Source organism: Oceaniglobus trochenteri (genome assembly GCF_020529025.1).
GTDB lineage: Bacteria > Pseudomonadota > Alphaproteobacteria > Rhodobacterales > Rhodobacteraceae > Oceaniglobus > Oceaniglobus trochenteri.
Map to the genome: position 1 here is coordinate 434,678 of NZ_JACNMM010000003.1, position 23,558 is coordinate 458,235.

Consider the following 23,558-nt stretch of genomic DNA (forward strand, 5'->3'; position numbering starts at 1 on the left):
TGACCGTCCAGATAGCAGCCAGGCGCGCAGGCTCAAGCGCTTTGCAGCAGTTCCAGGAAGGCGGGGCCGAAACGGGCGGCCCTCTGGGCGTCCATTCCGGGGGCATGTTCCAAGGCATCCAGGGAATCGGGGCGCCGTTCGGCGATCCAGCGCAGGGTGCTGGTGGTGCAGCTCAGCGGCTTGTCGATCCCGTCGGGGCCGCGGGCCAGGCCCAGTTGCGCCTCTTGCAGGGCATCGAACAGCGCGCCGGCGTCGCGCCCGGCCAGCTTGCGACGGGCCGGATGCATGGGGGCGGCGGCCTCGCCGGTGATCACCTCGAGGAATGTCGCGCCGTAGCGTTCCAGCTTCTTGGCGCCCACGCCGGTGATCCCGGCCATCTGGTCCAGGCTGGTGGGGCGCCGCTCGGCCATCTCCACCAGGGTGCGGTCGGCGAAGATCACGAAGGCGGGCACGCGCTGGGCCTCGGCCAGGGCGCGGCGTTTCGCCTTCAGTGCCGAAAGCAGCGGCGCGTCCTCCTCGCTCACCATGGCCTTGACGGCCGAGCGTGCGGATTGCGCCGCCTTGATCACGTCGCGGCGCAGCTCGATCGTCGCCTCGCCACGCAGGATCGGGCGGGCGCCTTCGGTCATGCGCAGGGCCCCGTGGCGTTCGGGATCGGGGCGCACCAGGTCGCGGCCCATCATCTGGCGGAAGATCGCCTGCCACTGCCCCTTGGAATACTTCGTGCCGACGCCGAAGGTGGGCAGCTTGTCATGCCCGCGCGCCGCCACCTTGTCGGTGCGGTTGCCCAGCAGGATGTCGATCAAATGGCCGGCGCCGAAATATTCCTCGGTGCGCAGGATCGCCGAAAGACCCATGCGCACGGCGGTGGTGCCGTCGAAGATCTCGGGGGCCTTGTCGCAGAGATCGCAATTGCCGCAGGGGGCGCTGTCCTCGCCGAAATAGGCCAGCAGGCGCTGACGGCGGCACCCCAGCGCCTCGGCCAGGCCTAGAAGCGCGTTCAGTCGCCCGTGATCGGCGCCCTTGCGTTCGCTGGGGGCCAGTCCCTCGTCGATCTGGGTGCGGCGCAGGCGGATGTCGTCAGGGCCATAGAGCGTCAGCGTCTCGGCAGGTGCCCCGTCACGCCCGGCGCGGCCGATCTCCTGGTAATAGCTCTCGATGCTCTTGGGCAGGTCGGCATGGGCCACCCAGCGGATGTCGGGCTTGTCCACGCCCATGCCGAAGGCGACGGTGGCACAGACGATCAGCCCGTCTTCCTGGCTGAACCGCCGCTCCACCTCGCGGCGTTCGTCGGGGTCCATGGCGCCGTGGTAATGGCAGGCCGAATGCCGCTCGGCCCTCAGGGCGGCGGCCAGGTCGGCCGTCTTGGCGCGGGACGAACAATAGACGATCCCCGATTGCCCGCGCCGGGCGTCGGCATAGCTCAGGATCTGCTTGCGCGGGCCGTTCTTGGGCGCAAAGGCCAGGTGGATGTTGGGCCGGTCGAACCCGCCCATGAACAGCCGTGGCGCCACCCCGTCGAACAGCCGCTGCACGATCTCGGCGCGGGTTTCCTCGTCGGCGGTGGCGGTGAAGGCGGCCAGGGGCACGTCCAGCGCCTGGCGCAGGGCCCCGATGCGCAGATAATCGGGGCGGAAATCATGCCCCCACTGCGACACGCAATGCGCCTCGTCCACGGCGATCATCGTCACCCCGGCCTGGCGCAGCAACCGCTCCGTCCCGCCCGAGGCCAGCCGCTCGGGCGCCATGTAAAGCAGCTTCATGCTGCCGTCGTTCAGGGCCGCGAAGACGTCGTCCGTCTCTTCCTCGGTGTTGCCGCTGGTCAGGGCACCGGCCACCACCCCGGCCTCGCGCAATGCGCGCACCTGGTCGCGCATCAGCGCGATCAGCGGGGAAATCACCACGGTCACCCCCTCGCGGCAGAGGGCGGGCAACTGAAAGCACAGGGATTTTCCGCCACCCGTGGGCATGATCGCCAGGGTGTTTTCCCCGGCCCGCACGGCGTTCACGATTTCGGCCTGTCCGGGGCGGAAGGCGGAAAATCCGAAAACGGACGACAGAAGGTCGCTGGCCTGGGTCATGAAATGCGCTTTGTCCTGCTCAACCGTTTGTCAGACTTGAGAATCTCACATGAAGAATCCGTAAACAAGGCGCCATCGCCCCCATCTTTGGTCCGCAAGTATCCCGGGGGTGTGGGGGCTGGCCCCCACTTTAGGCTGTGTGTGGGGGGCAGCCCCCACGCGGGTCAATAGAAGGCGGCGGCGTTGTTGATCAGCACGATCCGCAGGGCATAGACCCCGATCAGCGCCATCAGGGGGGCCAGGTCGATCCCGCCCATGTCGGGCAGGACGCGCCGGATCGGCGCATAGAGCGGTTCAAGCAGGCGGTTCAGCCCGTACCAGATCTGCGCAACGATCGGCTGATGCAGGTTCAGGACCTGGAAATTGATCAGCCACGACATGATGATATGGGCGATCATGATGAACCAGACCACGTCGAGGATCAGCATCAGGATTTGAAAGATCGAGGTCATGGTCCGTCCGTTTCATGCAACAAGGTTCGCGATTACCTAATGTCCCCAGCCGCCGGGGGCAAGCGCGTGCCGCAACGTCGCCTTTGACGAACCCCGCCGCGAGGGGCAGGTCAGGGGCGAACGCGCCCCGTTCGCGAAGCGGTGGCGCATTGTAACCCGGGAATGCCCATGTATCCTGTCGTCCGCCTGGCCAAAGAGCTTTTGATCCACCGCAAGGCGCCCCGGCTGGGGCTGTTCGACACCCATGTGTCCCACCACATCTGCTGGCCCCAGGACATCGACGTGTGGATGGAGTTGAACAACGGGCGCACGCTTACCCTTTACGATCTGGGGCGCATGGTGCTGTTCCAGCGCACGGGCATCATTGCGGTGATGCGGCGCAATGGCTGGGCCGGCACGGTGGCGGGCAGTTCGGTGCGCTATCGCCGCCGGGTGCGGATGTTCCACCGGGTCGAGATGCGCACGCGTATCCTGGGCTGGGACGCGCGGTTCCTCTACATGGAGCAGAGCATGTGGCGGAACGGCGAATGCACCAGCAACGCCCTGTTCCGCAACGCCGTGACCAGTGCGAAAGGCATGGTGCCGATGGCCGACACCGCCCAGGCCATGGGCGCCGATCCGGTCAGCCCAACCCTGCCCGAATGGGTGCGCGCCTGGGCCGAGGCCGACGCGCAGCGCCCCTGGCCGCCGCTGACCTGATCAGGCGCGCCGCATCCCGGCCATCACCAGCCCGCCGGCCAGGCTCAGGAACACCCACTGGGGCAAAACGACCAGCCCGGCCAGGCCCGCCTGCCACAGCCCCACCAGGGCAAAGCACAGCGCGCCGCCGATCCAGACCGCGGCAAGCCCCGGTGCATCCGGCCCGCCGCGCCAGAAGCGCCAGGCGCTGAAGGCCAGAACAAACCCGAGGAAATGCCAGCAGGCGTGCAGGGTGCCGCGGACCGCCGGGGTCAGGCCGGGGGTGTCCAGCAGGGGCAAGAGGGTGTCGTAGGTGCCGACCAGGATGTGGACCGCCGCCGTCACCCCGGCCAGTATCGCGCCCGCGCGCACCATTCTTCGTCTCATCGCGCCCTGCCTTCCCTGATTTTCGCGGCCACGCCAGTTGCGCGACGGCGTTTCCCATTGCCTTGACGTCACAGAGCGGGTTTGATCCGCCCAAGACAAGGGGGCGGGATGTCGCAAATCACCAAACGCAAACGGATCTGGGGCTGGTTCTTTTTCGACTGGGCCAGTCAGCCCTACAACACCCTTCTGCTGACCTTCATCTTCGGACCCTACATCAACGAGGTGCTGGGCGATGGCACGGCGGCGCAGTCGGCCTGGGGCTTCGGCATCGGAGCGGCGGGGCTGGTCATCGCGCTGCTGGCGCCGGTTCTGGGGGCGCTGGCCGATACCTCGGGGCGGCGGGTGCGCTGGATCTGGGGGTTCTCGGTGCTTTACGTCGTCGGATCGGCGGGCCTGTGGTTCGCCGCGCCGGAGGAATTTCACCTTGTCACGATCATGGCCTGTTTCGCCATCGGGCTGATCGGCATGGAGTTCGCGACGATCTTCACCAACTCCATGCTGCCCGAACTGGGCACCCGGGAGGAGATCGGCCGGCTGTCGGGCAACGGCTGGGCCTTTGGCTATGTCGGCGGGCTGATCAGCCTCGTGATCATGCTGGTTTTCTTCGCCGAAAGCGCGACCACCGGGAAAACCATCGTCGGGCTGGCCCCGGCGCTGGGGCTTGACCCCGAGGCGCGCGAAGGCACCCGGTTCGTCGGGCTGCTGACCGCGATCTGGTATGCGGTCTTCATGATCCCCTTCTTTCTCTACGTGCGTGATCCGCGCCGCATTGCCGCCCCCGCGGGGGCCTTCGGTGTGGCGCTGCGCGGGCTGGGCGGCACGATCCGCAACCTGCCCGCCCGGCCCAGCCTTTTCGCCTACCTGGTGTCGTCCATGCTGTACCGCGACGCGCTGAACGGGATGTATGTCTTCGGGGGCATCTATGCGGCGGGCGTTCTGGGCTGGGGTGTCGTCGATACCGGCATCTTCGGGATCATCGCCATCATCGCAGGGGCGATCTTTGCCTGGCTCGGCGGGCGGGCCGACAGCTCCTATGGCCCCAAGCCGGTGATCGTGCTTTGCGTGTTGGTGCTGATCCTGGCGGCCATCGGCGTTGTCATGGTGTCGCCCGACGCCCTGTTCGGCGTTCCGGTGGCCGAAGGGTCGCGCCTGCCCGACAACGCCTTTCTCGTGCTGGGCGCCACCATCGGCGCGGCGGGGGGCGCGATGCAATCGGCCAGCCGCACGATGCTGGTGCGCCAGGCCAACCCGGCCCGCATGACCGAGGCTTTCGGGCTTTACGCCCTTGCGGGCAAGGCCACCTCATTCGTGGCGCCGCTGCTGATCGGGGCGGCCACCTATGTCAGCAGTTCGCAACAGATCGGGGTGTCGCCCCTGATAGCCCTTTTCGCATTGGGGCTGATTCTGCTACTGTGGGTAAAACCCGACGGAGATCGAGCAGAATGAGATCCATCAAACCGCTTTTCGCACTGGTGTTCCTGTGCGCCCTTGCCGCCTGTGGCGGGCGCGAACGCCCCGGCGCCGCCCTTCCGACCCCCGCCTTCGCGGGCGACGTGGCAACCCGCAATGCCATCGCCAAGCAGTTGTTCGGCGCCGAAAGCGTGGCGTCGCGGCAATCGCCCGATCCCTACGGCTCTTACGCCAAGGGGTGTCTTGCCGGGGGCATGCAACTGGCCGAGACGGGCCCCACCTGGCAGGCCATGCGCCTGAGCCGCAACCGCAACTGGGGCCATCCAGAAACCATCGCCTATATTCAGGATCTGTCGCGCAAGGCGGCCGGGCTGCCGGGCTGGAACGGCCTTTACGTCGGCGACATCAGCCAGCCCCGCGGCGGGCCGATGCTGACCGGTCACGCCAGCCATCAGATCGGGCTGGATGCCGACATCTGGCTGCGCCCGGCCGACCGGCTGAACCTTTCGGTGAACGAGCGCGAGAACATTTCGTCGATCTCGCTGCGCCGGGCCGCCGGCGCCTATACCAACGACAACTGGACGCGGGCGCACCACGAACTGCTGAAGGCGGCGGCCAGCGATCCGCGTGTGGCGCGGATATTCATTTTTCCCGGCGCCAAGGTGCGGATGTGCAACGATGAAACCGGCTCCAAGGCCTGGCTGAACAAGATCCGTCCCTGGTACGGGCATCACTATCATTTTCACGTCCGGCTGAAATGCCCGCGCGGCGCGCGTGGCTGTGTCGACCAGGATCCGCAACCGGCGGGCGATGGCTGCGCCGATGCCCAGGCCTGGGTGAACAACATCCTGAACCCGCCGCCGCCCGATCCGAACTACAAACCCAAGCCCAAGCGCGAAATCCGCATGGCCGATCTGCCGGGACAATGCCAATCCGTCCTGTCGCAGTAATCCTTGCGCTGCTTGCCGCGATCACGGCCCCGATGGCAGATGCCGCCGGGGCCGAATTTCTGTCGCGGTACGTCTGGGAACGGCCCGACCCGGTGCATGGCGGGTTCTCGGGGATCGAACTGCGCGCGGATCGGGCCGGGTTCATCGCGATCTCGGACCGCGGGCGCATCGCGCAGGGGCGGCTTGTGCGCGAGGACGGTTTGATCGCCGGGGTGGCCGACCTGCAGTTCGAACGCCTGCGCGATCGCAAGGGCAACCCGGTGGCCACCCGGATCGAGGATGCCGAGGGCCTGGCCCTGGCCCCGGACGGCAGCCTTTACGTTTCCTTCGAGGGTGCGCACCGGGTCTGGCGCTATCCCGCCTTCGGAGCGGCGGCGCAGGCGCTGCCGTCGCACCCGGATTTTGCCGGGTTGCAGATGAATTCCTCGCTGGAAGCGCTGGCCATCGATACGACAGGAGCCGTCTTCACGCTGCCCGAACGCTCGGGCAGTCTCAGCCGTCCGTTTCCCCTGTACCGGTTCAAGGACGGACGCTGGACGGTGCCCTATCAGGTGCCGCGCGTGGGGGAACACCTGCCGGTGGGGGCCGATTTCGGGCCCGATGGAAAACTCTATCTGCTGGAGCGCCGGTTCAGCGGGCTTCTGGGCTTTTCGTCGCGCATTCGCCGGTTCACCCTTGGGCCGAAGGGGGCGTTGGGCGAAGAAACCCTTCTGACCACCCCCAACCTGACCCATGGCAACCTTGAGGGGTTGACCGTCTGGCGCGACAGGGCGGGCGCGATCCGGCTGACCCTGATCGAGGACGACAATTTCAGCATGTTCCAACGCACCCAGTTCGTGGAATATCGCGTTACCGAATGACGCGGTTCCGGGGGGGCGTGACGGAATGGCTTGCCTTGCGGCGGGCGCGGCGGTAGCAGGGCGCGTCCCGCATGGCGCGGGGCCAAGTCTCCGAACCCCTTGTCAAAACGGAACACATCAATGACCCGCATCCTTCCCGGCATCATCGCCATGGCCACCGTCGTGCTGGCCTCGAACATCCTCGTGCAATATCTCTGGGGCAACTGGCTGACGCTGGGGGCTTTCACCTATCCGCTGGCCTTCCTGGTGACGGATGTGATGAACCGGGTTTACGGTGCCGCGATGGCGCGCCGCGTCGTTCTGGCCGGTTTCGTGACCGGGCTGGCCTGTTCGCTGGTGGGCACCCAGATCATGGGCGAATTCGGCCCGCTGGTGACATGGCGTGTGGCGCTTGCCTCGGGGACGGCCTTCCTGGTGGCGCAACTGGCCGACGTGGCCATCTTCGACCGGCTGCGCGGCGGGGCCTGGTGGCGGGCCCCCCTGGTCAGCACCCTGATCGGGTCGGCGCTGGACACTGCCCTGTTCTTCACCATCGCCTTTTCCGCCGCGCTGAGCTTTGTCGAGCCGGGCAACGACGTGGCCTGGGCGAACGAGGCGCTGCCGCTGCTGGGCCTGGGTCCGGTGGCACCGCTCTGGGCCTCGCTGGCGCTGGCGGACTGGGGCGTGAAACTGTCCCTCGCGCTGATCGCACTGATACCCTTCCGCCTCATCGTGGCGCGATTGCTGCCGCGGGTGGCGTAAAAAAGTTTGACATGTACGGGATGTGTGCCACCTTCGCCTTATCGGCAATCAATGAAAGGAGGTGGTCCAGTGTCTAGAATGAACCAGGAGCTTGAGGTCGGAACAGTCATGGGGGCCGTCGCCCAAGGGCAGTCCTGAGGGCAGAACATCCATGATTGGGCAACCGTTCTAACCGGACCCATCTCCGCGACATTCGAAGGGCCACCGTCATCCGGTGGCCCTTTTCGTTTGTCCAGTTGAAGCGGCGCGCGTTGATCGCTATCTGGGACGGATGGCCAAGGCAAAAGAACAGACGAACTACAAGGTGATCGCCGAGAACCGCAAGGCGCGGCACGACTATGCCATCGAATACGATGTCGAGGTCGGGATCGTGCTGCAGGGGTCGGAGGTGAAGAGCCTGCGGGTGAACAGCGCCAACATCGCCGAAAGCTACGCGGCGGTGGAGGATGGCGAGCTGTGGCTGGTCAACTCCTATATCGCCCCCTATCTGCCCGCCAAGACCTGGGGCCACGAGGACCGGCGCCGTCGCAAGCTTCTGGCCAAGAACAAGGAACTGAGCCGGATGTGGAACGACACCCAGCGCAAGGGCATGACCATCGTGCCGCTGGTGATGTACTTCAACCACAAGGGCCTGGTGAAGCTGAAGGTGGGCGTCGCCAAGGGCAAGCAGAACCACGACAAGCGCGCCGATGCGGCCAAGGCCGACTGGCAGCGCCAGAAGGCGCGGCTGCTGCGCCACAACGGTTAGCGGTGATCCAAAGGCGGCGCTGACGCGCCACGACATTCTTTGCGGGCGCCCTTGGCGGCTGTTCCGGCGCTGCGGCGGTGTGCGTGCCTGCTGCTGCCGGTGGCATGAGTATTTTCAGCAAGAAAGAGAGGGGCGTGGGGCGCCGGGCGGCCCTTGTCTTGGGGCGTCGGTGGGTTTACGCAGGGGGCGGTTTTCAAAGCCCGGAGACGTGTTTCATGGCCCATGACGATCCGACGACGCTGGTGTCCACCGCCTGGCTCGAGGCCCATCTCAGGGACCCCGACCTGCGGATCCTGGATGGCAGCTGGTACCTGCCCGACATGGGCCGCGACCCGCGGGCCGAATACGAGGCGGCGCATATCCCGGGCGCGCGGTTCGTCGCGCTGGACGATGTATCGGACAGCCGGTCGGAGCTGCCGCACATGGCGCCCCCCACCGAGAAATTCGTCAGCCGGATGCGGGCGCTGGGGGTGGGCGACGGCCACCAGGTGGTGGTCTATGACGGGCTGGGGCTGTTTTCGGCGGCGCGGCTCTGGTGGTTGTTCCGCCTGGTGGGCAAGGTGAACGTGGCCGTTCTGGACGGCGGTTTTGCCAAGTGGCGGGCCGAGGGGCGTGCCGAGGAGGATTTGCCCCCCGTGGTGCGCGACCGGCACATCACCGTGACCCGTCAGAACCACCTGGTGCGCGACGTGACCCAGGTGGCGGCGGCCAGCAAGCTGGGCGATCACCAGATCGTCGATGCCCGCGCCGCGCCGCGCTTTGCCGGTGCCGCGCCCGAGCCACGCAAAGGGCTGCGGGCGGGGCATATCCCCGGCGCGGTGAACCTTCCCTACAAGACCTTGCTGAACGAGGATGGCACGATGAAAGCGGCGCCCGCCCTGCGCGCCGCTTTCGAGGCCGCGGGGGTGGATCTGAACCGCCCGGTCATCACCACCTGCGGGTCGGGGGTGACGGCGGCGATCCTGTCGCTGGCGCTGGAGGTTCTGGGCCACCGCGATCACGGACTTTACGACGGCTCTTGGGCCGAATGGGGCATGTACAACGACCTGAAGGTCGCCACCGGAGAATGAAGATGCTTGAGACATTGAAGGCGCAACCCGCGGACAAGATCCTGGCCCTGATGCAGGCCTACCGCGACGATCCGCGCGACACGAAGATCGACCTGGGCGTGGGGGTTTACAAGAACGCCGATGGCCAGACCCCGGTGATGCGCGCGGTGAAAGAGGCCGAGCGGCGCCTGGTGGCCGAGCAGGACACCAAGGCCTATGTCGGGCTTCTGGGCGATCCGGCCTATTCGGATGCCATGCGCCAGATGATCCTGGGCGATGCGGTTCCGGCCGACCGGGTTTCGGCGGCCGCCACGCCGGGTGGCACCGGGGCGATCCGCCAGGCGCTGGAGCTGATCCGCATGGCCGCCCCCGAGGCGACCGTCTGGCTGAGTGCGCCGACCTGGCCGAACCATCCGTCGATCATCCGCTACCTGGGGATGAAGATGTCGGAGTATCGCTATTTCGACGATGCCACGCGGGGCGTCGATTTCGACGGCATGGTGGCTGATCTTGACGGTATCGCCGAGGGCGACGTCGTGCTTCTACACGGCTGCTGCCACAACCCGACGGGGGCCAACCTGACGCTGGAACAGTGGCAGAAGGTGTCGGACCTGTTGAACGCGAAGGGCGCGATTCCCTTCATCGACATCGCCTACCAGGGCTTCGGCGACGGGTTGGATGCCGATGCCGCGGGCACCCGGCTGATGGCGAAGAACGCGCCGCAGATGTTGATCGCGGCCAGTTGCTCGAAGAATTTCGGCATCTACCGTGAACGTACCGGCCTGGTCATGGCCATCGCGCCCGAAGCGGGGATGAAACCCGTTACGCAGGGCACGCTGGCCTTTCTGAACCGCCAGAACTACAGCTTTCCGCCCGATCACGGTGCGCGGGTCGTCACCACGATCCTGAACGACCCCGAGTTGAAGGCCGACTGGATGGCCGAGCTGGAAGAGATCCGCAACGGGATGCTGGCCCTGCGCCGGCAGCTGGCCGACGAGCTGCGCCAGCGCAGCAATTCCGACCGCTTCGATTTCATCGCCGATCACCGCGGCATGTTCTCGCGGTTGGGCGCGAGCCCCGAGCAGGTGGAGCGGATGCGCGAGGAGAACGGCATCTACATGATCGGCGACAGCCGGATGAACATTGCCGGGCTGAACGCCAGGACCATCCCGATCCTGGCTCAGGCGATCGTCGACGCCGGAGTCTAGGGCGCTTCGTCCCAGGGGCGGGGCTGTTCGGCATATCCGATGTAAAGCGGATGTTTCGGATGGCCCGCCTTGGACAGCCCGAGGTGAAACAGCGGCCGGGCGGTGGCGCGCAGCAGCGTTTCAACCGCCGGGCCTCGGTTCAGGTGGGCGCCATGGGTGCCCCAGGCGCAGAGCACCGTATCGGCCCAAAGCGCGGCATCGCGGATCGCGGCGTCATTGGCCGGGCCGACAGGATCGGCGGCGGCGCGCATCTTTTTCGGGTCGGTATCGCGCCAGGCGAAGATGTTGGTCACCCGGAAACCGCCATACCCCAGCGCCCGCGCCCTTCGTTCGCAGCGTTCGACAGTGGGGTCGTTCTGCACCTCGGTCGCGGTCGAGGGGTTGAGCATGACGAAGGCGATCCTGCGCCCGGTGTCGTCCCACACGCGGGTCAGGTCGTAGCGATAGTGTTCGCAGTCGGAATAGGTGGCGATGCTGTGGGCATCGCCCTTCAGGTGCCGTCGGGTGATCACGTCACGAACACGCGGCTGGGGTGCAGTTCGCCGCTGCGGTAGATGCCCACGGCAACGGCGCGGCCTTCGAAGCTGGCCCAGGCCTCATCGCCGTATTCTGCATCCGACGCGATGACCATGCCGGGGTTGCCATTGCGCAGTTTCGCCGCGCCTTCGGGGGTGCAGCGCACCTCGGGCAGGTCATCCAGCCCCTGTTCCAGGGGGCGCAGCCAGGCATCCAGTGCGGGGGTGCGGGCCAGTTGGTCAAGCAGTTCCAGCGACAGGCCCTCGTCCGCCTCGAAGGGGCCGGACCAGACCCGGCGCAGCGACAGGACATGCCCGTGGCATCCCAGCGCCTCGCCCAGGTCGCGGGCGATCGAACGGACATAGCCGCCCTTGCCGCAGACCATCTCGATCTCGGCATGGTCGGGGTCGGGGCGCGACACCATGGCCAGTTCCTCGACGAACAGGGGGCGGGCGGCGATCTCCATGGTTTCGCCGTCGCGGGCGCGCTTGTAGGCGCGTTCACCGTCGATCTTCACCGCCGAGAATTGCGGCGGCACCTGCATGGTGTCGCCGGTCAGGGGCAACAGGGCCTGGCGGATCGCGTCGTCGGTGGGGCGCAGATCGGACGTGGCGATCACCTCGCCTTCGGCGTCGTCGGTGTTCGTCGCCTCGCCCAGCTTGACGGTAAAGCGATAGGCCTTCATGGCGTCGGTGATCCAGGGGACGGTTTTCGTCGCCTCGCCCAGGGCCACCGCCAGAACGCCGGTCGCCTCGGGGTCAAGCGTGCCGGCATGGCCCGCCTTCTTTGCGTCGAAGGCCCAGCGTACCTTGTTCACCACGGCGGTCGAACTGAGGCCCGCGGGCTTGTCGATCACCACCCAACCCGAAATGTCGCGTCCCTTGCGTCGGCCCATGTTCCGCTCCTGCTGTGTCAAAGCCGGGGGCCTAGCGCCGCCGACGGCCAAGGTCAATTCATTGACTGCACGGTGCCGATGATCGGACCCATGGGAAAGCCCGGATCGTTGCGTTTGATCGACGGCGCGTAAAGCCGCGAGATGTTGCCATCCAGGAACAGCGCGTTGGGCGTTTCGAATTCATCGCGGAACAGGCGCCCGAAGTGGTGAAAGTTGACCGGGCGGTCGGAAATGGCCATCACCACCTCGGTGCCGTCAGCCGAAACGCCCACCCCGTTGCGGATATAGCGTGAGGTGCCATCTTCCAGGAAACGCGGATGCAGCTTGCCGTCGATCACCAGCATCGGCCCCGATTGCGTGGCGAAGGTGCAGGCGGGGGGCGCCTTTTCATAGCTGCGGCTTTCCACCACCGCCGCCTTTTTGCCCATCATGCAGAAGACGCCGTTGGGCAGCAGGCCGAAGTTGCCCGGCCCCTCGGAGGTGATCACGCGCATCTCTTCGCGCCCGTCCTCGATGTAAAGCCCGACAGGCGCTCGGTCGGGGTGGTACATCCCGCCGTTCATCGCCACCCCCAGCGCCTTGCCCTCGGCGTTCAGCGCACGGTCGAGGTTGCGGAAGCTGCCGAAGGGCTTGCCCGCATCGTCGTAGAGCCAGAGGCGCATGGGGTCTTTTTCAAGGTCGATCCGGCAGAAGGTGAAGGGCGCGCCATCGAACTGCACCTTGCCACAGTCGGGCGCGGCCTGTGCCGCCACGGGCAGGACGGCCGCGGCGATCCATCCGAGAATCCGTTTCATCCGGTGGCGGTTCCGTCGTCGTCCCCTTCCTCGGGGGTGTCGAGATCACGGCGCACTTCTTCGCGGTTCAGAAGTTCGCGGGTGTGGTCCATGCGGTCGAAGGTCTCGTCGATCAGGAACCGCAGTTCCGGCGCGTTCTTCAGAGTGATTTCCCGCACCAGGGCGCGTCGGATCTCATACTTGTTGCGCTTCAGCGCGGCGATGGCGCCTTCCTTGTCCTTGCCGCCCAGGGGCAGGACATAGATCGTCGCGACCCGCAGATCGGGCGAGGTGCGCACCTCGGAGACGGTGATCGACATGCGGTTCAGCTCGGGGTCGTGGATATCGCCCCGGTTCAGCAGGTCGGACAGGGCACGCCGGATCAGCTCGCCCACGCGAAGCTGCCGTTGCGAAGGGCCGGAGCCACTGGAAAATCGGTTCTTTGCCATGGGTGTGATCTAGGCGCGATCGCCCCGCCTTGCAACTGGGGGTTTTCGTGCTGTTCCGGCTCGGCTAGACCATGCGCAACGTCAAGCAGGGGGCAGGCCATGGCACAGGGACCGGGAATCGCGATCACGGGGGTATCGGGCCGCATGGGGCGGATGCTGGCCGCGATGGTGGGCGAAAGCGACGCGATGCATCTGTGCGGCGCGCTGGAACGTCCGGGCCACGACTGGATCGGCCAGCACCTGGGCCAGGCCATGGGCAGCGCCGCCTCGGGGGTGATCGTGTCCGACGATGCCGCCGCGGTGATCGGCCAGGCGCAGGCGGTGATCGATTTCACCGCCCCCGCCGCGACGGTTGCTTTTGCCGAACTGGCGGCCGGGGCGGGCGTCGTGCATGTGATCGGTACCACCGGCCTGACCGAGGATGATATTGCCGCTATCGAAGGCTGCGCCGATCGCGCCGTGATCGTGCGGGCCGGCAACATGAGCCTGGGGGTCAACCTTCTGACCCAACTGGTGAAACAGGTCGCCGCCGCGCTGGATGACAGTTACGATATCGAGGTGATCGAGGCACACCACCGCCACAAGGTCGACGCGCCCTCGGGCACCGCGCTGATGCTGGGCCAGGCCGCCGCCGAGGGGCGGGGCGTGGCGATGAACGATGTGGCCGACCGCGGGCGCGACGGGATCACCGGCGCCCGGCAGACCGGCGCCATCGGGTTCTCGGCGATCCGCGGGGGCGACATCATCGGCGAACACGACGTGATGTTCGCCGCCGAGGGCGAACAGATCGTGCTGCGCCACCGCGCCACCGACCGTTCGCTCTTCGCCCGGGGTGCGCTGAAGGCCGCGCTTTGGGGCCAGGGGCGGGCACCGGGGCATTACGACATGCTGGATGTTCTGGGCCTGAAGTGATCCGGGGCGCGGCGGGGCGGGTATATCCCATGTCCGTTCCCCGGCCAGAAGGTGCCCCATGCTCCGTTTCCTCCGCCTCTCCGCCCTAACCACGTTCCTTGTCACGCTCGCCCTGCCGGTCACGGCGCAGGAGTTTCGCGCCGTCACAGACAGGGCCACGTTCGTGCAACTGGTCGAGGGGCGCGCCCTGGGCCGCTTTGCCGTGACATTGCGTGTCGGGCGCGATGGCACGATCAACGGCCGCGCCTTCGGCCGCAAGGTGACGGGCAGCTGGGAGTGGCAGGGGCAGTATTTCTGCCGCGATCTGTCCTACGGCGACAGTGCGCTTGCGGCGAACTGCCAGCAGGTGCTGGCGCGCGGCGATACCATCCGCTTCGTGGCCGACCGGGGCAGGGGGCAATCGGCGGATCTGACCCTGCGCTGAGCGCGGCTCAGAAATCGACGGCGATGCCCTTCTTCTCCCAATCGCCATAGCGCACCGGCTCGGGGCCGTCGCGCCCGCCCAGCTCCACCGGAAGATCGGCAGGCCGTGCCTTGGCGCGCCGCTCTTCGGCCTCGGCCAGGGCGCGCTGCGCTGCGGGGGGAAGGGGGGTGGTCGGCTCGCTCATGGCGTCATCCTTGCTGAGAGGCGCTTGTTCAGGGGCTGAGGGTGATATACGCCGCCCACAGGTTTTCTCAACCCGCGCGAAGGATGCACCCGATGGCCGAACCTGTTGATGCCCCGCGCCGCGCGGCGCTTGCCCTGCTGACGGGCGTGACCGAAGATCGCCGCCTGCTGGCCGAAATGCTGCCCAAGGCCATGGCGCCCCTGGCCCCGGCCGACCGCGCCCGCGCCCAGCGGCTGGCCACCGGCACCCTGCGCTGGATGGACCGCGCGGACCGCGCACTTGGCCCCTTCCTGCGGATGAAGCCCTGGCCGCGCACCCACAACGCTTTGCGCATGGCCCTCTACGAGATCTTTGTCGAGGGCGCGGCGCACCACGGCGCGGTCAATGCCGCGGTCGAACTGGTGCGCGCGGTGCCCGACACCGCGCCCCAGGCCGGGCTGACCAACGCGGTCCTGCGCAATGTGCTGCGCAAGGGCGGCTGGGACGATCTGCCGCTGCCCCGCTTGCCCAAATGGCTGCGCAAGCCGCTGGTGTCCGACTTCGGAAAGGCGCGCGTCGCCGCGATGGAGGCGGCCTTTGCCCAAGGCGCACCGCTTGACCTGACGCCAAGGGATGGCGATGCCGCCGCGCTGGCCGCCCGGCTGGGCGGCACGGCGCTGCCCACCGGTTCGGTGCGGCTGAAGGATGCGGGGCAGGTCTCGGCCCTGCCGGGGTACGAAACGGGCGACTGGTGGGTGCAGGATGCCGCCGCCGCGCTGCCCGCCCGCCTGCTGAACGCGCAGCCGGGCGAAAGGGTGCTCGATCTCTGCGCCGCGCCGGGGGGCAAGACGATGCAACTGGCCGCCACCGGCGCCCATGTGACCGCGCTCGACAGTTCCGAAGGGCGCATGGCCCGCCTGCGCGAAAACCTCGCCCGCACCGGGCTTGCCGCCGAAACCGTGGTGACCGAGGCCGAAAGCTTCACCACCGACACCCCCTTCGATGCGGTCCTGCTGGATGCGCCCTGTTCGGCCACCGGCACCATCCGCCGCCACCCCGACCTGCCCCAGGCCAAGGACGGCAGCGAATTCCCCGCGCTCTTCAAGCTTCAGGAAGACATGATCGACGCCGCCCTGCGCCTGGTCAAACCCGGCGGGCGGGTGATCTATTGCACCTGTTCGCTGCTCATCGACGAGGGCGAGGAACAGGTTCGCGATGCCCTGCTGCGCAATCCCGGCGTCACGGTCGATCCGCTGGACCACCCCGCAATCGAAGCGCAGTGGCGCACCCCCGAGGGCCTGCGACTTACCCCGGAAGACTGGCCCGGTCTCGGCCATCTCGACGGCTTCTTCATCACCGCCCTGCGCCGCCCGGCCTGACGATTCCGCAGTTTCGCCCGTTCCGGGCGAAGCCTCCGGCGGGGATATTTAAGGACCAAAGATGATGCGCGGTCCGCCCTCATCTTTGGTCGGGCAAATATCCCGGGGGGAGTCGCCGCAGGCGACGGGGGGCTGGCCCCCCGGCCACACCTGCGCCGGGCGCCGAGTTTTGAAATGACAGCACGCCGCCCAAGGGGTATCATGGCGCACAACCAGACCCCGCACCAAGGCGAGGCATTACAGGCCCGTGTCCCGATCTGAACCCTGGACAGTGCGCAAGACGCGCTGGATGAACCGTTTGCGCGCGCGTCTCAGCACCCTGAGCGCGCCGGCCACCGGCTTTGTCAGCCAACCGGAACCGCGCACCATCGGCAGCTTCGCGCGGGGGCGGCAGATTTCAGCGGGCAACTTCCTCTTTGCCGGCTACCTGGTCGAGGCGCCTGACACTGCGATCTGGGATCTGCCGATGCCCGACCTGGCGTTCGAACAGGAACTGCACGGCTTCACCTGGGTCGATGACCTGGCCGCCGTGGGCGATGGGGCCGCGAACCTGCGCCAACGCACCTGGACCCACGCCTGGATCGCCCGGTTCGGCAAGGGCACCGGCCCCGGCTGGACGCCCGATCTGACGGGCCGGCGGCTGATCCGCTGGATTCACCATGCCGTCGTCCTGCTGAACGGCCAGGACAAGACCACGAGCGAGGCCTTCTTCCGTTCGCTGGCGCAGCAGACCAGCTTCCTGGCGCACCGCTGGTCGGCGGCCTCGCCGGGCCTGGCGCGGTTCGAGGCACTGACCGGGCTGATCTATGCGGGGATCGCCCTGACCGGCATGGAGCGCCACATCGCCCCCGCCATCAAGGCCCTGGGCCGCGAATGCGCGGGGCAGATCGATGAGCAAGGCGGCATCCCGACCCGCAATCCCGAGGAACTGATGGAGGTCTTCACCCTCCTGTCCTGGGTGGCCGCCGCGCTGCGCGAAACCGGGCGCGCCCCCGGGGCCGCCCACCTGGCCGCGATGGAGCGGATCGCCCCCTCGCTGCGCGCCCTGCGCCACAACGACGGCGGGCTGGCGCGGTTTCACGGCGGCGGGCGCGGGGCCGAGGGGCGTCTGGACCAGGCGCTTGCCGCCTCCGAGGTGAAGGGCGCGAAGCGGGCAGGGCTGGCCATGGGGTTTGCCCGGCTGTCCCACGGGCGCACCACGCTGATCGTCGATGCCGCCGCACCCCCGGTGCGCGAGGCCAGCGCCCATGGCCATGCCAGCACCCTGGCGTTCGAACTGACCTCGGGACGGCGGCCGCTGATCGTGAATTGCGGGTCGGGGCGCACCTTCGGGGAAAAGTGGCGCCGCGCCGGGCGGGCCACGCCGTCGCATTCCACCGTCGCGCTTGAGGGATATTCCTCGTCGCGCCTCGGGGTTGCCGGGTTGATCTCGGGGCAGAACGCCGAACTGCTGGTGGATGCCCCGCGCGACGTGCGCATCGAGATGCGCGACAGCGACCTGTCCTCGGGGCTGATCGCGGGGCATGACGGATACCTGGGCACTCACGGGCTGACCCATGTGCGCCAGTTGTACCTTAGCTTCGACGGGCGCGGCGTGCAGGGTGAAGACGTATTGGCCACCGTCGAAAAATCCGACGAGCGGCAGTTCAACCGCGCCCTGGACCAATCCGATCTCAAGGGTATTCCCTTCAAGGTGCGGTTCCATCTGCACCCCGATGTCGATGCCGAGCTTGACATGGGCGGCGCCGCCGTATCCATGGCGCTGAAAAGCGGTGAAATCTGGGTGTTCCGCCATTCCGGCGATGCGCGCCTGTCGTTGGAGCCTTCGGTCTATCTTGAGCGCGGACGGCTTGCCCCCCGTGCCACGAAACAGATCGTCTTGTCGGCAATTGCGCTGGATCTGGCCACTCGGGTCAGTTGGACGCTTGCCAAGGCGCAGGATACCCCCGATACGATCCGCGACCTTGAACGCGACGATCCCGCGTCCGAGGCGTGAATTCTGACCTGAAGGACCTGCAATGACCCAAGCCACCCCCATCCGCCGCGCCCTGCTTTCCGTTTCGGACAAGACCGGACTGGTCGACCTGGCAAGGGCCCTGGCGGGCCAGGGGGTCGAGTTGCTGTCGACCGGGGGGTCGGCGGCGGCGCTGCGGGATGCCGGGCTGGCGGTGCGCGACGTGGCCGAGGTGACGGGGTTTCCCGAGATGATGGATGGCCGGGTCAAGACGCTGCACCCCATGGTGCATGGCGGGCTTCTGGCCCTGCGCGACGACGAAGGCCATGTGGCGGCGATGAAGGATCACGGGATCGGCGCGATCGACCTGCTGGTGGTCAACCTCTATCCCTTCGAGGAGACCGTGGCCAAGGGCGCCGATTACGCCACCTGCGTTGAGAACATCGACATCGGCGGCCCGGCGATGATCCGCGCGGCGGCCAAGAACCACGGCTTCGTCACCACCATCGTCGATGTGCAGGACTACGATGCCCTGCTGGCGGAAATGGCCGGGAACGACGGGGCCACCACCTATGGCTTCCGTCAGAAGATGGCGCAGATCGCCTATGGCCGCACCGCTGCCTATGACGCCGCGGTCAGCACCTGGATGGCTGGCGCGCTGGACGATCCCGCACCGCGCCGCCGCGCCGTGGCGGGCACCCTGGTGCAGACCATGCGCTATGGCGAGAACCCGCACCAGGGCGCGGCCTTCTATGCCGACGGCAGTGCCCGGCCCGGCGTGGCCACGGCGGTGCAGCACCAGGGCAAGGCGCTGTCCTACAACAACATCAACGATACCGACGCCGCCTTCGAACTGATCTCGGAATTCGCCGATGCCGGTCCGGCCTGTGCGATCATCAAGCACGCCAACCCCTGCGGCGTGGCCGAGGGCGCGACCCTGGCCGATGCCTACCGCAAGGCCTTCGATTGCGACCGGACCAGCGCCTTTGGCGGGATCATCGCCCTGAACCGTCCGCTGGACGGCGAAACGGCCGAACTTATCAGCGGTATCTTCACCGAAGTGGTCATTGCGCCCGGGGCCGACGACAGCGCGATGAGGATTTTTGCAAAGAAGAAGAACCTGCGTCTGCTTACCACCACCGGCCTTGCCGATCCGGCGGCCGCCGGGCGGGTGATCAAGCAGGTGTCGGGCGGCTACCTGGTGCAGGACAAGGACACGGGCCGCATCACCGCCGATGACCTGAAGGTGGTGACCAAGCGCCAGCCGAGCGCGGCCGAGATGGCCGACCTGCTGTTCGCCTGGACGGTGGCCAAGCATGTGAAATCCAACGCCATCGTCTATGCCAACGGCGGCGCGACCGTGGGCGTGGGGGCCGGCCAGATGAGCCGGGTCGACAGCACCCGCATCGCCGCCCGCAAGGCCCAGGACATGGCCGAGGCGATGGGCCTTGAGGCGCCGCTGACCCGGGGTTCGGTTGCCGCGTCGGATGCCTTCTTTCCCTTCCCCGACGGCCTTCTGACCGTGGCCGAGGCGGGGGCCACGGCGGTGATCCAGCCGGGCGGCTCCATGCGCGACGACGAGGTGATCGCCGCCGCCGACGAGGCCGGGTTGGCCATGGTCTTTACCGGCATGCGGCATTTCCGGCACTGACATGGGGGTGCTGTTCAAGACCGCCGCCTATGTCTTCGTGATCGACCAGATCAGCAAATACCTGGTCGTTCACATGATGAACCTTGCCTCGGTCGGGTCGATCGACGTTCTGCCGCCCTTCCTGAACCTGCGGATGGCCTGGAACCGGGGCGTGAACTTCGGACTGTTTTCCAGCGACGAGAACGTCATGCGCTGGGTTCTGATCGCCGTGGCGCTGGTGATCACTGCCTGGGTCGTTGTCTGGATGCGGCGTGAAAAGGCCGGACGCAAGGCGCTGATTTCTGCCGGTTTCCTGGTGGGTGGGGCCCTTGGCAACGTGGTGGACCGTCTGATTTACGGGGCCGTGGCGGATTTTCTGAACATGTCCTGCTGCGGGATCGAGAACCCCTATGCCTTCAACGTCGCCGACATCGCCATCTTTGCGGGCGCGCTGGGGCTGGTGCTGTTCACCGGGACATCGGGAAAGAAGAAGAAAGGCGGCGCGTGAGCGGCGCAAAATGCCCGTGACGGGCTGGCGGGGATCGGTTACACCAACCGCCAAGGAATATGGGAGGCGCGGATGACCACGGGCGCGACACTTTTCAGGATCGGAGCCGGGATCATGGCTCTTGGCCTGTTGATCGGCTGTGGCGGGGCGGATCAGCCCCGGCTGCTGAACCTGAAGAAATCGGGCAGCGGGCCCGACGAATTCGCCATCCTGCCCACCAAGACCCTTGAGGCCCCCGAGGATTACGCGGCCCTGCCCGCGCCCACGCCCGGCGGCGCCAACCTGACCGATCCGACGCCTAAGGCCGATGCCGTGGCGGCCCTGGGCGGCGATCCGCGCCGTCTGTCGGGGGGCGGGCTGAACGATGGCGCGCTGGTCAGCCACACCACCCGTTTCGGGGTGAAGCCGGACATCCGCCAGGAACTGGCCGAGATCGACCTGCAATACCGCCGCGACAACGACGGGCGCTTGCTGGAGCGGCTGTTCAACGTGAACGTCTATTTCAAGGCCTACCGCAAGTTCGAGCTGGACCAGTACCGCGAGCTTGAGAGGTTCCGCCGTGCCGGCGTGCGCACGCCCGCCGTGCCGCCCGATCCGGCCCGCTGAGCGCCGGTTCTGTCACGTCCGCGTGCGCGGGGTTGAAGCGGGCCGGGCTCTGCGCACATAACCCGCAGAGATATTGCCCGAAGGAGCCCCCATGCGCCGCCTGTCCCGTGTCTTTCCGACGCTTGCCCTGATCGTTGCGCCGCTTGCGGCCCTGGCTGCCGACCCCACCACCTTTACCCTGGACAACGGGCTTGAGGTGGTGGTGATCGAGGATCACCGCGCGCCGGTGGTGGTGCAGATGGTGTGGTACAAGGTGGGCGCGGCGGATGAGCCGCCGGGCGTGTCGGGCATTGCCCATTACCTGGAACACCTGATGTTCAAGGGCACCGACGACATGGCGCCGGGCGAATTTTCCGATATGGTGGCCGCCAATGGCGGTTCGGACAATGCTTTCACCGGGCAGGATTACACCGCCTATCACCAGCGTGTGGCGGCCAACCGCCTGGAACTTATGATGAAGATGGAAGCCGACCGGATGCGCGATCTGCAACTGGACGGCACCGACATCCTGACCGAACGCCAGGTGGTGCTGGAGGAGCGCAACCAGCGCACCGAAAGCGACCCGGGCGCCTTGTTCAGCGAACAGCGCAGTGCGGCGCAGTACCAGAACCACCCCTACGGCATCCCGGTGATCGGCTGGAAGCACGAGATGTCGTCGCTGACGCTGGAGGATGCGCTGTCGTTCTATCGCACCTATTACGCCCCCAACAACGCGGTGCTGGTGGTGGCGGGCGATGTGGACCCGGCCGAGGTGAAGACCCTGGCCGAAACCTATTACGGCGTTCTGGCCCCCACCGAAGACCTGCCCGAACGCATGCGCCCGCAGGAGCCTCCGCAACTGGCCGAACGTCGGCTGACCTTCGAAGACCCGCGCGTGGCCCAACCCTATGTGATCCGCACCTACCTGGCGCCCGAGCGCGATGCCGGGGCGCAGGAAAAGGCCGCCGCGCTGACCATGCTGGCCGAGGTTCTGGGCGGATCGTCGCAGACATCGGAACTGGGCCGCCGGTTGCAGTTCGAGGAGAAGACCGCGCTTTACACCTCGGCCTTCTACAGCGGCGTGTCCTACGATGACACGACCTTCGGCCTTGTGGTGGTGCCCGCCCCGGGCGTCAGCCTGCAAGAGGCCGAGGATGCGCTGGACCGCGAAATCGCGGCCTTCCTTGAACGCGGGGTGGACGGCGAACAGTTGGAGCGGATCAAGATGCAGCTTCGCGCGGCGCTGATCTATGGCGAGGATTCGGTGCAGTCGCGGGCGCAGAACTATGGCTCGGCCCTGACCAGCGGCCTGACGCTGGAGGATGTCGAGGCCTGGCCCGAGATCCTTCAGGCCGTGACGGCGGATGACATCATCGCCGCCGGACGCGAGGTGTTCAACCGCAACAATGCCGTCACGGGCTGGCTGAAGGCCCCCGAAACCGCCGCGACGGAGGTATCGCAATGATCCGTTTCGTCTTCACCCTGGCCCTCGCGACGCTGGCGGCCCTTCCCCTGCGGGCCGAGGTCGATATCCAGAAGGTCACATCGCCCGGCGGCATCACCGCCTGGCTGGTCGAGGAACGTTCGATCCCCTTCACCGCGCTGGAAATCCGGTTCAAGGGCGGCGCGTCGCTGGATCGCGCGGGCAAGCGCGGATCGGTCAACCTGATGATGGGGCTGCTTGAGGAAGGCACCGGCGATCTGGATGCCCAGGGCTTTGCCGCCGCGCGGGAATCGCTGGCTGCCAGCTACGGTTTCGATGCCTGGAATGACGCGGTGTCGGTGTCGGCGCAGTTCCTGACCGAGAACCGCGATGATGCGGTGGCCCTGCTGCGCCGGGCGCTGGTCGAACCCAGCTTCGACCAGGTGGCGCTGGACAGGGTGCGCGAACAGGTGCTGTCCAGCCTGCGCTCGGACGCCACCGATCCGGGCAGCATCGCCTCGGAAACCGCGTCTCGGCTGGCCTGGGGCGATCATCCCTATGGATCGGATGCCAGTGGCACCATCGAATCGGTCAACGCCCTGACCCGCGAGGATATCGTGCAGGCCCATGACGACGTGCTGGTGCGTGACCGGCTGTTCGTGGGCGCGGTGGGCGACATCACCCCCGAGGCACTGGGCAAGCTGCTGGACGACCTGCTGGGCGGGTTGCCGCAATCGGGCGCGCCGCTGGCGGGGCCCGCCGCCTATCTGGGCGAACCGGGGGTGACGGTGGTGCCCTTTGACACGCCGCAATCGGTGATCGTCTTCGGCCATGAGGGCATCGCCCGCGACGACCCCGATTTCTTTCCGGCCTTCGTGGTGAACCAGATCTTCGGCGGCGGCAACTTCTCGTCCCGCCTGATGACCGAGGTGCGCGAAAAGCGCGGGTTGACCTATGGCATCGGCAGCTATCTGGCGACCTACGACAACGGCCATGCCCTGCTGGGGCAGGCCTCGACCGCGAACGAAAGGGCCGGTGAGACGGTGCAGGTCGTGCGCGACGAATGGGCCCGTCTGGCGAAGGAAGGCGTGACGCAGGAAGAACTGGACGCCGCCAAGACCTATCTGACCGGCGCCTATCCGCTGCGCTTTGACGGCAACGGGCGCATCGCCGCGCAACTGGTGGGCATGCAGATGGAGGGGCTGGGGCTGGACTACATCGTCACGCGCAACGACATGGTGAATGCCGTGACGCTGGAGGATGCCAACAGGGTGGCAAAACGGCTGTACCGGCCCGAGGATCTGCACTTTGTCATAGTCGGCCGCCCCGAGGGTGTGACCGCCACCCGGTAGAAGATTTGGCCATGGTCGAATCAAAGGTGGC

25 protein-coding genes are annotated in these 23,558 nt (G+C 67.2%); 17 read left to right on the forward strand and 8 right to left on the reverse strand.

Annotation, left to right across the window (positions count from 1 at the left end; genetic code table 11):
• Positions 1 to 32 precede the first annotated feature (32 nt).
• Together recQ and H7828_RS06375 are read right to left on the reverse strand one after the other, a co-directional pair.
• Positions 33 to 2,081, reverse strand: a complete 2,049-nt coding sequence (recQ, locus tag H7828_RS06370; protein WP_226780166.1) for a DNA helicase RecQ — start codon at positions 2,079 to 2,081, stop codon at positions 33 to 35.
• A 164-nt stretch (positions 2,082 to 2,245) separates the two neighbouring features.
• Positions 2,246 to 2,533, reverse strand: a complete 288-nt coding sequence (locus tag H7828_RS06375; protein WP_226780167.1) for a YggT family protein — start codon at positions 2,531 to 2,533, stop codon at positions 2,246 to 2,248.
• Between the two features lie 168 nt (positions 2,534 to 2,701).
• Here H7828_RS06375 and H7828_RS06380 point away from each other — a divergent pair, with 168 nt between their 5' ends.
• Complete coding sequence (locus H7828_RS06380) at positions 2,702 to 3,232, forward strand: acyl-CoA thioesterase (protein ID WP_226780168.1); 531 nt, start codon at positions 2,702 to 2,704, stop codon at positions 3,230 to 3,232.
• On the opposite strand, the gene H7828_RS06385 is transcribed toward H7828_RS06380, so the two are convergent.
• Positions 3,233 to 3,598 carry a hypothetical protein gene (locus H7828_RS06385; RefSeq protein WP_226780169.1) on the reverse strand — a complete coding sequence of 122 codons (366 nt, stop codon included), beginning with the start codon at positions 3,596 to 3,598 and terminating at the stop codon, positions 3,233 to 3,235.
• Positions 3,599 to 3,706: 108 nt separating this feature from the next.
• On the opposite strand from H7828_RS06385, the gene H7828_RS06390 reads away from it, so the two are divergent.
• The 7 genes from H7828_RS06390 to H7828_RS06420 all read left to right on the forward strand — a co-directional run bounded on the left by H7828_RS06390 (position 3,707) and on the right by H7828_RS06420 (position 10,564).
• Positions 3,707 to 5,044 (forward strand): MFS transporter, encoded by a 1,338-nt coding sequence (locus H7828_RS06390; protein WP_226780170.1) that lies wholly within the window; start codon positions 3,707 to 3,709, stop codon positions 5,042 to 5,044.
• Positions 5,041 to 5,958 (forward strand): penicillin-insensitive murein endopeptidase, encoded by a 918-nt coding sequence (gene mepA, locus H7828_RS06395; protein WP_226780171.1) that lies wholly within the window; start codon positions 5,041 to 5,043, stop codon positions 5,956 to 5,958. The genes H7828_RS06390 and mepA overlap by 4 nt, the downstream gene beginning before the upstream one ends.
• Positions 5,934 to 6,818: an esterase-like activity of phytase family protein gene (locus H7828_RS06400; RefSeq protein WP_226780172.1), complete on the forward strand. Its 885-nt coding sequence runs from the start codon at positions 5,934 to 5,936 to the stop codon at positions 6,816 to 6,818. The genes mepA and H7828_RS06400 overlap by 25 nt, the downstream gene beginning before the upstream one ends.
• Positions 6,819 to 6,938: 120 nt before the next feature.
• Complete coding sequence (locus H7828_RS06405; protein WP_226780173.1) at positions 6,939 to 7,559, forward strand: queuosine precursor transporter; 621 nt, start codon at positions 6,939 to 6,941, stop codon at positions 7,557 to 7,559.
• Positions 7,560 to 7,830: 271 nt separating this feature from the next.
• Positions 7,831 to 8,307 carry an SsrA-binding protein SmpB gene (gene smpB / locus H7828_RS06410; RefSeq protein ID WP_226780174.1) on the forward strand — a complete coding sequence of 159 codons (477 nt, stop codon included), beginning with the start codon at positions 7,831 to 7,833 and terminating at the stop codon, positions 8,305 to 8,307.
• Positions 8,308 to 8,522: 215 nt separating this feature from the next.
• Entirely contained in the window at positions 8,523 to 9,377 is an 855-nt protein-coding gene (gene sseA, locus H7828_RS06415; protein ID WP_226780175.1) for a 3-mercaptopyruvate sulfurtransferase, read from the forward strand.
• Positions 9,378 to 9,379: 2 nt separating this feature from the next.
• Positions 9,380 to 10,564 carry an amino acid aminotransferase gene (locus H7828_RS06420; protein ID WP_226780176.1) on the forward strand — a complete coding sequence of 395 codons (1,185 nt, stop codon included), beginning with the start codon at positions 9,380 to 9,382 and terminating at the stop codon, positions 10,562 to 10,564.
• Here H7828_RS06420 and H7828_RS06425 read toward each other — a convergent pair.
• From H7828_RS06425 to rbfA, 4 genes are read right to left on the reverse strand one after another with little or no spacing between them, the layout of a single operon-like run.
• Positions 10,561 to 11,076 carry a DUF1643 domain-containing protein gene (locus H7828_RS06425; RefSeq protein WP_226780177.1) on the reverse strand — a complete coding sequence of 172 codons (516 nt, stop codon included), beginning with the start codon at positions 11,074 to 11,076 and terminating at the stop codon, positions 10,561 to 10,563. The two genes, H7828_RS06420 and H7828_RS06425, sit on opposite strands and share 4 nt — an antisense overlap.
• Complete coding sequence (gene truB, locus H7828_RS06430; RefSeq protein WP_226780178.1) at positions 11,073 to 11,975, reverse strand: tRNA pseudouridine(55) synthase TruB; 903 nt, start codon at positions 11,973 to 11,975, stop codon at positions 11,073 to 11,075. Before truB ends, H7828_RS06425 begins: the two co-directional genes overlap by 4 nt.
• Before the next feature lie 53 nt (positions 11,976 to 12,028).
• Entirely contained in the window at positions 12,029 to 12,769 is a 741-nt protein-coding gene (locus H7828_RS06435) for a phosphodiester glycosidase family protein (protein WP_226780179.1), read from the reverse strand.
• Positions 12,766 to 13,197 (reverse strand): 30S ribosome-binding factor RbfA, encoded by a 432-nt coding sequence (gene rbfA, locus H7828_RS06440; protein ID WP_226780180.1) that lies wholly within the window; start codon positions 13,195 to 13,197, stop codon positions 12,766 to 12,768. The genes H7828_RS06435 and rbfA overlap by 4 nt, the downstream gene beginning before the upstream one ends.
• 99 nt (positions 13,198 to 13,296) lie before the next feature.
• Between rbfA and dapB the strand changes: the two genes are divergently transcribed.
• Together dapB and H7828_RS06450 are read left to right on the forward strand one after the other, a co-directional pair.
• Positions 13,297 to 14,109, forward strand: coding sequence for a 4-hydroxy-tetrahydrodipicolinate reductase (gene dapB / locus H7828_RS06445; RefSeq protein WP_226780181.1), 813 nt, complete (start codon positions 13,297 to 13,299; stop codon positions 14,107 to 14,109).
• 58 nt (positions 14,110 to 14,167) lie between these two features.
• Complete coding sequence (locus tag H7828_RS06450) at positions 14,168 to 14,533, forward strand: dihydrodipicolinate reductase (RefSeq protein ID WP_226780182.1); 366 nt, start codon at positions 14,168 to 14,170, stop codon at positions 14,531 to 14,533.
• A gap of 7 nt (positions 14,534 to 14,540) precedes the next feature.
• Here the strand turns inward: H7828_RS06450 and H7828_RS06455 are convergent, their stop codons facing one another.
• On the reverse strand, positions 14,541 to 14,717 hold the full coding sequence (locus tag H7828_RS06455; RefSeq protein ID WP_226780183.1) for a DUF1674 domain-containing protein: 177 nt from the start codon (positions 14,715 to 14,717) through the stop codon (positions 14,541 to 14,543).
• Positions 14,718 to 14,809: 92 nt separating this feature from the next.
• On the opposite strand from H7828_RS06455, the gene H7828_RS06460 reads away from it, so the two are divergent.
• The 7 genes from H7828_RS06460 (at position 14,810) to H7828_RS06490 (ending at position 23,527) form a co-directional block, all read left to right on the forward strand.
• The gene (locus H7828_RS06460) at positions 14,810 to 16,075 is read left to right on the forward strand and encodes an RsmB/NOP family class I SAM-dependent RNA methyltransferase (protein WP_226780184.1); all 1,266 of its coding nucleotides are present in this window, start codon (positions 14,810 to 14,812) and stop codon (positions 16,073 to 16,075) included.
• A 289-nt stretch (positions 16,076 to 16,364) separates the two neighbouring features.
• Positions 16,365 to 18,071, forward strand: a complete 1,707-nt coding sequence (locus H7828_RS06465) for a heparinase II/III family protein (protein ID WP_226780185.1) — start codon at positions 16,365 to 16,367, stop codon at positions 18,069 to 18,071.
• 22 nt (positions 18,072 to 18,093) lie between these two features.
• On the forward strand, positions 18,094 to 19,680 hold the full coding sequence (gene purH / locus H7828_RS06470) for a bifunctional phosphoribosylaminoimidazolecarboxamide formyltransferase/IMP cyclohydrolase (protein ID WP_226780186.1): 1,587 nt from the start codon (positions 18,094 to 18,096) through the stop codon (positions 19,678 to 19,680).
• A gap of 1 nt (position 19,681) precedes the next feature.
• The gene (gene lspA / locus H7828_RS06475; protein ID WP_226780187.1) at positions 19,682 to 20,167 is read left to right on the forward strand and encodes a signal peptidase II; all 486 of its coding nucleotides are present in this window, start codon (positions 19,682 to 19,684) and stop codon (positions 20,165 to 20,167) included.
• A gap of 72 nt (positions 20,168 to 20,239) precedes the next feature.
• Positions 20,240 to 20,773 carry a DUF3035 domain-containing protein gene (locus tag H7828_RS06480; protein WP_226780188.1) on the forward strand — a complete coding sequence of 178 codons (534 nt, stop codon included), beginning with the start codon at positions 20,240 to 20,242 and terminating at the stop codon, positions 20,771 to 20,773.
• A gap of 91 nt (positions 20,774 to 20,864) precedes the next feature.
• Positions 20,865 to 22,217 carry a M16 family metallopeptidase gene (locus H7828_RS06485; protein WP_226780189.1) on the forward strand — a complete coding sequence of 451 codons (1,353 nt, stop codon included), beginning with the start codon at positions 20,865 to 20,867 and terminating at the stop codon, positions 22,215 to 22,217.
• Positions 22,214 to 23,527, forward strand: a complete 1,314-nt coding sequence (locus H7828_RS06490; RefSeq protein WP_226780190.1) for a M16 family metallopeptidase — start codon at positions 22,214 to 22,216, stop codon at positions 23,525 to 23,527. Before H7828_RS06485 ends, H7828_RS06490 begins: the two co-directional genes overlap by 4 nt.
• Positions 23,528 to 23,558 lie beyond the last annotated feature (31 nt).